This is a genomic window from Mesorhizobium sp. M1334 (genome assembly GCF_040317995.1).
In the GTDB taxonomy this organism is placed as follows: Bacteria; Pseudomonadota; Alphaproteobacteria; order Rhizobiales; family Rhizobiaceae; genus Mesorhizobium.
Window position 1 is genome coordinate 392,501 of record NZ_JAMYLM010000002.1, and the last position, 12,017, is coordinate 404,517.

At 63.1% G+C, this 12,017-nt stretch carries 10 protein-coding genes (1 of these 10 cut by a window edge); 3 read left to right on the forward strand and 7 right to left on the reverse strand.

Annotation, left to right across the window (positions count from 1 at the left end; genetic code table 11):
* Positions 1–748 carry the final stretch of a M23 family metallopeptidase gene (locus NKH17_RS05310; RefSeq protein WP_352897574.1) on the forward strand. It extends 1,211 nt beyond the left edge of the window, so the window shows 748 of its 1,959 coding nt (coding positions 1,212–1,959); its start codon lies off the left edge, out of view; the stop codon is at positions 746–748.
* A 17-nt stretch (positions 749–765) separates the two neighbouring features.
* On the opposite strand, the gene NKH17_RS05315 is transcribed toward NKH17_RS05310, so the two are convergent.
* Positions 766–2,331, reverse strand: coding sequence for an MFS transporter (locus NKH17_RS05315; protein ID WP_352897576.1), 1,566 nt, complete (start codon positions 2,329–2,331; stop codon positions 766–768).
* A gap of 167 nt (positions 2,332–2,498) precedes the next feature.
* Between NKH17_RS05315 and NKH17_RS05320 the strand changes: the two genes are divergently transcribed.
* Positions 2,499–3,035 carry a TMEM175 family protein gene (locus NKH17_RS05320; RefSeq protein ID WP_352897578.1) on the forward strand — a complete coding sequence of 179 codons (537 nt, stop codon included), beginning with the start codon at positions 2,499–2,501 and terminating at the stop codon, positions 3,033–3,035.
* A gap of 8 nt (positions 3,036–3,043) precedes the next feature.
* Positions 3,044–3,250, forward strand: coding sequence for a hypothetical protein (locus NKH17_RS05325; protein ID WP_352897580.1), 207 nt, complete (start codon positions 3,044–3,046; stop codon positions 3,248–3,250).
* Between the two features lie 199 nt (positions 3,251–3,449).
* Here the strand turns inward: NKH17_RS05325 and NKH17_RS05330 are convergent, their stop codons facing one another.
* The 6 genes from NKH17_RS05330 to prfA form a co-directional block, all read right to left on the reverse strand.
* Complete coding sequence (locus NKH17_RS05330) at positions 3,450–4,934, reverse strand: L,D-transpeptidase family protein (RefSeq protein ID WP_352897582.1); 1,485 nt, start codon at positions 4,932–4,934, stop codon at positions 3,450–3,452.
* Between the two features lie 235 nt (positions 4,935–5,169).
* Complete coding sequence (locus NKH17_RS05335; protein WP_352476322.1) at positions 5,170–5,535, reverse strand: MmcQ/YjbR family DNA-binding protein; 366 nt, start codon at positions 5,533–5,535, stop codon at positions 5,170–5,172.
* Positions 5,536–5,683: 148 nt separating this feature from the next.
* A complete protein-coding gene (clpB, locus tag NKH17_RS05340) occupies positions 5,684–8,290 on the reverse strand; it encodes an ATP-dependent chaperone ClpB (RefSeq protein WP_352897584.1) in 2,607 nt (868 codons plus the stop codon).
* Positions 8,291–8,632: 342 nt separating this feature from the next.
* Positions 8,633–9,625 (reverse strand): DUF4167 domain-containing protein, encoded by a 993-nt coding sequence (locus tag NKH17_RS05345; protein WP_352970290.1) that lies wholly within the window; start codon positions 9,623–9,625, stop codon positions 8,633–8,635.
* Positions 9,626–9,956: 331 nt separating this feature from the next.
* Positions 9,957–10,835 carry a peptide chain release factor N(5)-glutamine methyltransferase gene (prmC, locus tag NKH17_RS05350; protein ID WP_352897588.1) on the reverse strand — a complete coding sequence of 293 codons (879 nt, stop codon included), beginning with the start codon at positions 10,833–10,835 and terminating at the stop codon, positions 9,957–9,959.
* Positions 10,828–11,907 carry a peptide chain release factor 1 gene (gene prfA / locus NKH17_RS05355; RefSeq protein WP_352897590.1) on the reverse strand — a complete coding sequence of 360 codons (1,080 nt, stop codon included), beginning with the start codon at positions 11,905–11,907 and terminating at the stop codon, positions 10,828–10,830. Before prfA ends, prmC begins: the two co-directional genes overlap by 8 nt.
* Positions 11,908–12,017: the final 110 nt, after the last annotated feature.

Below are 12,017 nucleotides of genomic sequence, written 5' to 3' on the forward strand. Positions count from 1 at the left end.
GCTGATCAAGTTGCTGGCATCCAGTGTCGACTTCCAGTCGCGGCTCAATCCCACGGACCGCATCGAGGTGCTGTTCTCGCAGCCCGATGGCGACGACCAGGCGTCCGACGAATCCGAGCTGCTTTACGTCTCCGCGACTTTCGGCGGCACGACGCGAAATTTCTACCGTTTCCAGATGCAGGACGGCAGCACCGACTATTTCGACGAAAACGGCAGCAGTGCCGAGCAGTTCCTGCTGCGCAATCCCTTGCCCAATGGCCGATTTACATCCGGGTTCGGTGCGAGGCGCCACCCCATTTTGGGGTATGTGAAGATGCATACCGGCACCGACTGGGCAGCTCCCGTAGGATCGCCGATCATTGCCGCGGGCAATGGCGTCGTCGAAAAGGCCGGCTGGGCCGGTGGCTATGGCAAGCAGATCATCTTGCGTCACGCCAATGGCTACGAGACGTCCTACAATCACCAGAGCGCGTTTGCCAAAGGCATCGAGCCGGGTGTTCGCGTTCGCCAGGGTCAGGTTATCGGCTATCTCGGCTCAACCGGCCTCTCCACCGGTCCGCACCTTCATTACGAACTGATCGTCAACGGCACCAAGGTCGATTCGATGCGCGTCCGCCTGCCGGTCGGCAAGACGCTGAAGGGCGACGACCTCGTCGCCTTCAAGCGCGAGCGCGAACGCATCGACGACCTGCTCAAGCAGGAAGACAGCAATCAGTTGAAGGTCGCGAGCGCCAAGATCGAAGGCTGAGCCGACGTTTTTCGTGGTCAGCCGTGCTGATTCGCCGTGTCGCGCGCCCATGGCAGCCGCGTCCCGGAAACCGTCGTCCAGGCGGTGATTGCCGAAAGCAGGCAAAGCAGCGCGGTCACCGCGGCAACGGCTGCGAATGCCGCGTCGCTGGCGGCAAGTCGTGCCGCATCGAGGCCGGGCGCCAGGCCGGCGGGCGGCGGTTCGCCGAAACCCGGAAGGCCGGTGCCGGCACCGGTGCTGAGCACGCCAGCATAAACCCAGGCCGCCAGCGATCCCATCGCCGCCACGGCGATCAGGCCGCCGATCCGCGAGACGGCGTTGTTGATGCCCGAGGCCGCACCCGTATCCTTGTCCTCGACCGCCGTCATGATGGCGGTCGACAGCGGCGATACCACCAGCGCCATGCCGAACCCCATCAGAGCCATCAGCGGGAATACCCCCAGCCAGAAACTGTGGATGCCCCAATAGGCCAGCAAGGCAAGTCCGGCAAAGGCAAGAGCCACAACCAGACTGCCGCTGGCGATCGGAAAGCGAGGCCCGATGCGGTCGGACCACTGGCCAACCGGTCCGGATAACAGTGCCATCAACGCCGACAGCGGCAGGAATATAAAGCCGACCTCGGCCGGGCTCAGCCCCCATCCGGCGATCATGAGCATCGGCAGATAGAACAAATTGGCCGACAGGGCGAAATAAAGGAAGAAGGTCGCCACGTTGGCGCCCGCGAACGCGCCGATTCGAAACAACGACAGGTCAATCATCGGCTCGCGCCGCCGGCGCTCGAAGACGATGAACACGACGAGCAAAACCGCACCGGCGGCGATACTCGGGCCGGACATCAGCCCCTCCCCGTCACCACTCATCGAGGTCAGGCCGTAAGCGAGAGCTCCGAACGCCAATATGGCGAGTGCAGCGCCGCCGAGATCGAGGCTGCGCTTTTCCGCCGGCGCGTCGGCAGGGACCTTGGCCAGCAGAAGATAGATCGAGATAAGACCGAGCGGCAGATTGATGGCGAAGATCGCCCGCCAGATGCCGTTGCCGAACACCGACAGCACGAAGCCGCCCAGCACCGGGCCGAGCGCCGTCGTCAGTGCCGATGCCGCGGCCCAGATGCCGATCGCCCGGCCGCGTTCCTTTTTTGGATAGGCTTTGGCGATAATGGCCAGGCTGCCCGGCACCATGATGGCCGCTCCGATACCCTGGACAGCCCGAAATGCAATAAGCATCGCCGGGTTAGGCGCCAGCGCGCAGGCAAGCGAGGCGGCAATGAACAGGACGATGCCGGCGACGAAAGAGTGGCGCAGGCCGAAGCGATCGCCAGCGGCGCCGCCGACGAGAATGAGGGCTGAAAGCGTCAACGCATAGGCGTTGGAGATCCATTGCGCCTCGGCCAGGCTGGCGCCGAGATCGACGCGGATCGCCGGCGTCGCAATGGCCAGGACCGATCCATCGATAAAACCGAGTGCGGAAGCCAGAATCGCGGCGATCAGCACGAACCGCCGCTGCGCCTGCGGGCAGAACGTGTCGGCCGGAAGTGGCCCGGTCAGGGGAACGGCGCCTGTACCGACTTTGGTTGGCGTGTGCATGCCGCCTTACCTAGACCGCCGGCATGCCGCCGACAACCGGCCAGCAGGCTGCTCTCGTTGAAACCAGGCCGAACCTGGCCATACAGACAGGAGTACGCCAGTCCGGGTGCAAACGGTGGATGCCGTGCTAGATTTTCCGCAACGCTGCAACAAGGGGGAACTACCGCATGAAACGACCGCGCGAACCCTCGGCGGAAGGACGCGGGCGCGTCGTCGGCATCACCGACGGCGTGTTCGCCATCGCGCTCACGTTGATCGTTCTCGAGATCAGGGTGCCGGCGCATGAAACGGTGCATTCCGAAAGCGCGTTGATCGCCGCGATCACAGCACTGGCGCCGCGCTTCCTGACCTATGCGCTCAGCTTCCTGACGCTGACCATCTTCTGGTTCGGCCAGCAGGCGCAACACAGGTTGATCGCAAAATCCGACCGGCGACTTGCCACGCTGAACCTCTGCTTCCTCGGCTTCATCGCCTTGCTGCCGTTCTCGACCGATCTTTTGGCCGACTTCCTTGAATTCAGGACCGCGGTGCTCGTCTACTGGCTCAATCTTCTGATGCTGGGACTGACGCTGCTCGCCAGTTGGCGCTACGCGGACAAAAATGGATTCCTGGCCGATGGTGTCGACGCGGAGACCACCCGAACGGTCTATCTGCGCATCGTCAGGCACAGATCCTGTGGGCGATCGGCGCGGCACTGTGCCTAGCCAGCCCGTTGCTCAGCGTCGGCTTCATCCTGGTGGTGCAGCTGACCTATGCCGCAGCGCTGCGCGCCACTGCTGCGCAAGGTCATCGGGTGACATCGTTCATCGCAGTGGGCTGTCGCAAACCGTGGAAGTTGGCCGAGGCCCCTCAGCTTCGTCATCCCTGGGCGAAGCAGGAGCGAAGCTCCGTCGCGAAGACCCTGGGATCCATGCCGTGATCTCGGCCGAAGGGTGCGGCAGAGCAGAATTCCGCGCCGTCGCGGTGCTCCATCGTAACGGCATGGATCCAGGGGTCTGCGCCGCGTCGCTTCGCTCTTTGCTCCGCCCCAGGATGACGACACGATAGGGTTTCGGCAAATCTCCAAGGCTGGCGATCTGCGAAAGCATCCGACCTGCCAAACTTTTGAACCAGGGAAATTACTCGACGAACTCCACGATAACGCCGGGCGTCACGATCTTGGCGAGCTCGCGCGCATCCCAATTGGTCAGCCGCACGCAGCCGTGGCTTTCGGTCTTGCCGATCTTGGACGGATCGGGCGTGCCGTGTATGCCGTAGGTCGGCTTGTCCAGTGCGATCCAGACCGAGCCGACCGGGCCGTTCGGCCCCGGCGGGATGGTCAGGATCCTGTCGTTTTCGCCCTGCTTGAAATTGATGTTCGGGTTGTAGGTGTAATTCGGGTCCAATGCGACACGCGACACCGCATGCGTGCCGGACGGCGACGGCGTATCTGACGAGCCGATAGTCGCCGGATAGGCTGCGACAAGCTTGCCCGCCGCGTCGTAGGCACGGACCTGCTTGTTGGCCTTGTCAGCGATGATGCGCGCCACCGGCGTCGCCACCAGCCTGCCGAAATTGGCAACCTTGATGATGGTGCCCGGACGATTGAAATTGGCGTCCGGATTGAGCTGCTTCAGATAGGTTTCATCCATATGGAAGCGCTCGGCCAGCGCTTCGGGCACCGACGTGTAGCCCATGCGGTCGAGCTGGGCCTTTTGGCTGTAGTCCTCCGGTATCGAGGCAACATAAGGGCCGGCCGCATCCTCGGGCGTGATCGTATAGGAGGCGAAGGCATCGCCGCCGGATTGCGCCAGGGCCGCCTGGATACCGATCGCGTCGGTCGATTTCAGATTGCTGCCGGTGATCTCGTTATAGGCGGCGAGCGCCTTGTCGACATTCGAGCCGAAGCGTCCGTCGATGACACCGGGCGACGCACCGGCGCGGTCGAGCAGCACCTGCAACGCCGCCACGTCCTGGCGGGCGCCGAGCGAAAGCGACGGGTCGACCGCCTTCTTGCCGCCAGTGCTTGGCGGCGGGGCTGTGTTTGGCGGCAAGGCCGCCTGCTCATTCGGCACTGTCGGCTCGACCGGCTCGATCGAGGCCTCGTTGAGCGGCTGGCGCTCGATGGTGCGTGGCCTCACCGGCTGCGCTGCCTCCGGATAATCGTTGCCGTAGCCGTCATCCCGTGGCGCTTCGGGGAAGGCTTCCACCGAATTGTCGCCGTAGGGGTCGTACTCGTCGGCCGGCGGCACGATGATCCTGCCTTCGTCTTCCAACTGCCTGCGGCGGAACCGGGCCGTGTCCTCAGGGTCGTCGAGATAATAGGGATCGTCCTCCTCGACCGGTCCGAGGTTGCGCAAGCGCTCGCGGCGCAAAACACGGCGGTCGAGCCTGGTCTGCGGCGGCTGGATGGCGATGACCTTGCCGGTTTCCGCATCGACGATGACGCGGTTTCCCCTGGCGTCGTAGTAGATATCGAGATTGCCGTCCTGGGCGATCAGAACGCCGCCCGCATCGGCAGTGCGAACAACCCCAGGCGCGGTGTCCGCCAGGGGTGAGGCCATCGCATTAGACGCCAGCGTCCCGGCAGCGAGCGCTGAAAGGGTGAAGATGGTGCGCAGCATGGTGGCCAAGATTCTCCGGTCCGTAAATGCAGCCGTCGGCGTTGTCCCCTCGGAGCGCCGCGCGTCCTTTCGGACGCCAAGGTCGCTCCAACACCTAAACCTCCGCATCGTGCCATGCGAAAATCGAATCCGATCTTCGGGCCGATGCGGCAGGTGAACCCCTTCGACGGCAATCAGTTGTCAACCATAAGGTTCCAATATGAACCGGGCATGAAGATGGCGGATTTCTGACCGATTAACCGGCAGCGAATCCCAATTCCTTGCGCGCCTGCTTCGTCAGCTTCAGCACGACGAGACGGTGGCTTTCGCGCAGATAATCCTTCAGCGCTTCATCATCCATGCTTTCGCTTGTCCGGCGCTGGATCCATTTCATGCCGCGCGAGGCGAGATACGGCGCCGGCCGAAGGCCCGGCTGTTCCCTCAGCACGTCATAAGCGATCTCGGAGCATTTGAAGGTGACGAACGGCTCCTTGCCTTCACTCCAGCCGCCGATCGCAAACACCTTGCCGCCGACTTTCCAGACATGGGCGCCACCCCACTGCACGACATGGGTCGTCGAAGGCAGCGAGGCGCAGAAACTGTTGTAGTCGTCCAAAGTCATCTGCGCCCCGCCAGTGGTGTTAGACCATGGACCGACGGTCGGCGTAGCAAAAAGCGGATGCCGGTTTTTCGGAAAAGATCATGGTCGAAATTGAAGCTAGGAATTCCATCCCGATTCGATCGGGATGGAACAGGCTCTTGGCTTGAACTCAGGCGGCCGCCTCGGTTGCCACGACTGCGGGCTTCGAGCGGAAGTTCAAGCGGTCGGATCCGGCGGTGACCTTGACAGTCGAGCCGTCGAGGATCTCGCCGAGCAGTATCTTTTCCGCCAGCGGATCCTGCAATTCCTTCTGCATCACCCGCTTCAGCGGCCGCGCGCCATAGGCCGGGTCGTAACCCTTGGCCGCCAGCCAGTCGATCGCCTCCTGATCGAGCGAAAGCGATATCTTGCGGTCGACAAGCAGGTTTTCCAGCCGCTTGAGCTGGATTTGGACGATCTGGCCCATATCCTGGCGGCGCAGCCGGTGGAACAGGATGACCTCGTCGATGCGGTTGAGGAATTCCGGCCGGAACGAAGCCCTGACGACATTCATCACCTCGTCGCGCACGACGTCGACATCCTGGTCCTCGCCGAGATTGACCAGATATTCGGCGCCGAGATTGGACGTCATGATGATCAGCGTATTGCGGAAGTCGACCGTGCGGCCCTGCCCGTCCGTCAGCCGGCCGTCGTCGAGCACCTGCAGCAGCACGTTGAACACGTCCGGATGCGCCTTCTCGATCTCGTCGAACAGCACGACCTGATAGGGCCGGCGCCGCACCGCTTCGGTCAGCGCGCCGCCTTCCTCATAGCCGACATAGCCGGGAGGCGCGCCGATCAGCCGGGCGACCGAGTGCTTCTCCATGAACTCCGACATGTCGATACGCACCATCGCGCTCTCGTCGTCGAACAGGAAGCTGGCCAGCGCCTTGGTCAGTTCGGTCTTGCCGACGCCCGTCGGCCCGAGGAACATGAACGAGCCGAGCGGCCGGTTCGGGTCCTGCAGGCCGGCGCGCGCACGGCGTACCGCCTTCGATACTGCCTGCACGGCCTCGCCCTGGCCGACGACGCGCTTGCCGATCTCGTCTTCCATGCGCAACAGCTTGTCGCGCTCGCCTTCGAGCATCTTGTCGACCGGGATCCCCGTCCAGCGCGAGACGATATGGGCGACGTGATCGGGGCCGACCACTTCTTCGACCATGCCGGCCTTGCCATCCCTGGCTTCGGCCTGCTTCAGCTGCTTTTCGAGTTCCGGGATCTTGCCGTAGGCAAGTTCGCCGGCGCGCTGGAATTCACCCTGGCGCTGGGCGATGGCAAGTTCATTGCGCGCCTCGTCGAGCTGTTTCTTGAGGTCGGCGGCAAGCCCGAGCTTCTGCTTCTCGGCCTGCCATTTCGAGGTCAGCTCGGTCGATTCCTCCTCGAGGTTCGAGAGTTCCTTCTCGAGCCGGGCGAGCCGGTCCTTCGAAGCGTCGTCCTTCTCGACCTTGAGCGCCTCGCGCTCGATCTTGAGCTGCATGATGCGGCGATCTATCTCGTCCAGCGCCTCGGGCTTCGAATCGACTTGCATGCGGAGCCGCGACGCGGCCTCGTCGACCAGGTCGATCGCCTTGTCCGGCAGGAAGCGGTCAGCGATGTAGCGGTTGGACAGGGTTGCGGCCGCGACCAGCGCCGAATCCGAGATGCGCACCTTGTGGTGCTGCTCGTATTTCTCTTTCAGGCCGCGCAGGATCGAGACGGTGTCTTCGACCGTCGGCTCATTGACGAAGACCGGCTGGAAGCGGCGGGCAAGGGCCGCATCCTTCTCGACATGCTTGCGGTATTCGTCGAGCGTAGTGGCGCCGACGCAGTGCAGTTCGCCGCGGGCCAGCGCCGGCTTCAGCAGGTTCGACGCATCCATGGCGCCATCCGCCTTGCCGGCGCCGACCAGCGTGTGCATCTCGTCGATGAACAGGATGATGCCGCCGGCGGCGGACGTGACCTCGGAAAGCACCGCCTTCAGCCGCTCCTCGAACTCGCCGCGGTATTTGGCCCCGGCGATCAGCGAGCCCATGTCGAGCGCCATCAGTTGCTTGTCCTTGAGCGATTCCGGCACATCGCCATTGACGATGCGCAGCGCCAGCCCTTCAGCGATCGCCGTCTTGCCGACGCCGGGTTCGCCGATCAGCACCGGGTTGTTCTTGGTGCGGCGCGACAGCACCTGGATCGTGCGGCGGATCTCGTCGTCACGGCCGATGACCGGGTCAAGCTTGCCCGCGCGAGCGTCCGCCGTCAGGTCGCGCGCGTATTTCTTCAGCGCGTCGTAGCCCTGCTCGGCGCTCGCCGAATCGGCGGTACGACCTTTGCGTACGTCGTTGATGACCTGGTTCAGCTTCTGCGGCGTGACACCGGCCTTGGCCAGGATGTCGGCCGTCTTGGCCGATTTTTCCATGGCGAGCGCCTGCAACAGCCGTTCGACGGTGACGAAGCTGTCACCGGCCTTCTTGGCCAGTTCCTCGGCGGTCGAAAACACCTTTGCCAGCGGCTGGGCCAGATAGAGCTGGCCATTGCCGCCCTCGACCTTGGGCATTGCCTCCAGTGCCGTTTCGACACCGAGCTTGACGTCCCGGGCATTGCCGCCGGCACGCTCGATCAGCGACGCAGCCAGGCCCTCGTCGTCATCGACGAGGACCTTGAGGATATGCTCGGGGGTGAATTGCTGGTGATTGCGGGAAAGCGCCATGGTTTGCGCGGACTGGATAAAGCCGCGCACGCGCTCGGAATACTTTTCAAGATTCATGCCTGTCTCCTTCCGTCACCGGCCCGCTTCGCGGCACCGGATCAGATTGCGGTGACGGACCCGCCCGTTCGAGCCGGATCCTGTTCACGCAAGATATGGGACGCAAACCACGGACCCTCAAGACGCCTCGACACTGGCGAATGGATAATATTGCGAGCGCGCAAAACAAAAACGGCGGAGATTTCTCTCCGCCGTCCATACATGTCCCGCAAAAGTGCGCAGCGGTTTTGCGATAACGATATGCATCACAATAAGAACCTAACGCGTGTCGCATGAGGCCGGTCGAACGCGACGCGCTTTTGGGCTAAAGGATGCCCTAAGATCGGCCGAACGTTTTTTCGATCAATTCTCGACGTCTGCGATCACAGCTTGACCGCCGGGGCTTTCAGCCGGCGCTGCATCGACATTGCCAGCGTCGGTATTGCCAGTCTCGGTATTGCCAGACCCGGCATTGCCAGTCTCGGCATTGCCAGTCCCGGCATTGCTTGTCTCGGCACTCTGAGGGCCGGCGTTGTCGTTGCCGCCATTTGCCTGTTCGACATTGAGGCGCGGGCGACGCGGACGCCTGGGGCGGCGGGCCGGGCTGCTTTCGGCAGCGGCTTCGTTGAGCTCGGCCTGGGCGGCGAGACCCGCCGGCGAAAGGTTGTCGAATTGCTGTGCGGGCTCACCCACAAAGATCGGCTCAGCTGCCCGCACGGGCTCCGCCTGCGCCGGAACCTCGTCGCGCCGTGGCTGTTCGACGCGCTGGCCACCCTGCTGCTCGCCGCGCGAGCTATACTCGCCACGCTGGCCGTTCTGGCCGTAACCGCCATTGGGGCGACGGTCGCGGTGGCGTCCGCCATTATTGTCGCGGCCGTCACGGTTATCGCGGCCGCCGCGATTGTCACGGCTGTTTTCCTGGTTCAGCGCCAGCTCGGCCGGCGTGCCATCGATGACCGGCTGCGGGCCGGCCCCCTGATTGACCGTCGAGCCCGATGTCTCGTTGGCATTGTTGTTGCCGGCATTGTCGAACTCGTCGCGATCCTCGTCGCCATCATCGTCGAAATCATCGCGAATCTGCTGGGCGTTCTGGATCGGCATCTGCGCCTGAGCGGCTGCGATGATGCGGTTGTAGTGTTCTGCATGCTGGAGATAGTTTTCCGCCATCACCCGGTCGCCGGAGCTGTGCGCGTCACGGGCTAGGGTTGCGTACTTCTCGGCAATCTGCTGAGCCGATCCGCGGATCTTCACGTCCGGGCCGTTGCTCTCATAGTTGCGCGTCAAGGGATTCGGCCCCTTACGGTTGTTGTTGTTATTGTTATTGCCGCCGCCGCCATTGTTGTTGCGACCGCGCATGCGCCTGTTTTGCTGTTGTGGCCTCATTAGACTCTCTTCACTTTGAAATTTTCGAAAAACTCTTCACGAACGGAGGCGCTCATGCGGCCAGCCGTTTCGTTCCTTCACCGGCGTTCGCCCGCATCAATTGCGTTGGCGCCACGTGCCATCCTGTTCCGGTTACTTCACTTGCCGGACGATTCCCGCACGAAGCTTGGGCGTCGTTTGCGCAAGAAGGCAGCTATTTCCAAGGAAAACCGAATCGCTAAGAGCACTGCCTGCTTCGTCTCATCCGGTTAACGCGACCCTAGCCGCATTCCCCAGTATTGCCAAGCGCTTTTTTCGCACTGCATCACGGCTTCCACCGTTCGAACACAAGAACTCTGTCGTTTCCGCCGAGATCACGAAAAGCCCCGACCGAACGGTACCCGGCCGCGGAGAATATCTCCGTAACCTGTTGGTGCTGCGTATGGCCGATCTCGACCGCAATCCTGCCTTGGACTTCCAAATACGCTGCCGCTCCTGCGGCGAACTTCCTGTAGGGGCTCAGACCGTCCACACCGCCATCCAGGGCCAGGCGTGGATCGAAACCGCGGACCTCGTCCTGCAGATTTCCAATGTCGTCTGAGGGTATATAGGGAGGGTTTGCGGCAATTACATGGTACCGGCCAGAAACTTTTTCAAACCAGTCGGATTTGAGCGCCGTGAACCGGCTGGCCAGCCCCAATTGCCTGGCATTGCGCGTGGCGGTGGCCAGCGCTTCTTGCGAAATGTCGACGCCGGTGGCGGTCGCAGTCGGAACCGCGCTGAGCAACGCCAGCGCGATGGCACCGGTGCCGGTCCCGAGATCGAGGATGCGGCAACCGCCTTCGCGTGCCGCCATTGCCTTGACGAAAGGCAGCACCGCCTCGACCAGCGTTTCGGTATCCGGTCGCGGCTCCAGCGTTTGCGGCGAAAGCGAAAGGCGCAAGCCGTAGAATTCGCGGTAACCGAGGATGCGGTGCACCGGCTCGCCGGCGATGCGCCGGCGCAAGGCGGCATCGATTGCCGCCGTCACGTCCGCATCGACCGCGCACCCAGGATCGGCGATGGCCTGCGTGCGGTTGGTGCCGGAAAAATGCTCGACGATCAGCCTGGAATCGAGCGCCGGATCCGCAATCCCGGCTGCGGCGAGCCGGTTTCGCGCTTCCCGCAGCAGCGGCGCCAGAGTGGCGGGCAGGCTGTCAGCCATCGATGCCTATATCGGCGAGCAGCTTCGACTGGTGATCGGCTATCAGCGCGTCGATGATCTCGTCGAGTTCACCCATCATCACCCGGTCGAGCTTGTAGAGCGTCAGGTTGATGCGATGATCGGTGACGCGACCCTGCGGAAAATTATAGGTGCGGATGCGTTCCGAGCGGTCGCCCGAGCCAACCTGCGACTTGCGCGATTCTGAACGTTCCTCGTCCGCTTTGCTGCGTTCGAGGTCGTAAAGCCTGGCGCGCAGGATCTGCATGGCCTTCGCCCGGTTCTGGTGCTGCGACTTTTCCGCCTGCACCACCATGATGCCGGTCGGCAGATGGGTGATGCGCACGGCCGAATCGGTGGTGTTGACGTGCTGGCCGCCGGAACCCGAGGCCCGCATCGTGTCGATGCGGAGGTCTTCGGCCCGGATGTCGATGTCGACCTCTTCGGCTTCCGGCAGCACCGCGACCGTCGCCGCCGAGGTGTGGATGCGCCCGCCCGCCTCGGTCGTCGGCACACGCTGCACCCGGTGCACGCCGGATTCGAACTTCAGATGGGCAAAGACGCCCTTGCCCGAAACGGTGGCGATGATTTCCTTGTAGCCGCCGACCTCGCCTTCGCTGGCCGACACCGTCTCGAAACGCCAGCCATGCGCCGCTGCATAGCGCTCGTACATGCGAAACAGGTCGCCGGCAAAAAGCGCCGCCTCGTCACCGCCGGTGCCGGCACGGATTTCGAGGATGGCGTTCTTGTCGTCTGCGGCATCCTTGGGCAACAGCAGGATCTGGATGTCCTTTTGCAGCACCTCGATGCGATGCTTGACCTCCGGCAGGTCGGCCTCGGCCAAGGCGCGCATCTCGGCGTCGGTGCCCTTGTCGGCCAGCATCGCCTCCAGATCGGCCTGTTCGCGCTCGGCGGCACGCAGTGCCCTGATCTTTGCCACCATCTGCTGGATGTCGGCATATTCGGAAGCCATCCTCACATAGGCGTCCGGCGCCGGCCCGGCCGACATCTGCGCTTCGAGCATGTCGAAACGCTTGACGACTTGATCCATACGGTCGCGGGGCAGGTTGATCATGGTCCTGGAACTTCGATGGGATTCACGTCAGGGCGAGTCGAAAATGACGGATTTCGAGAACCGGAGCGGAATGTACATTTAAGTACATGAGCACCGGAAGCGCAGAAAAT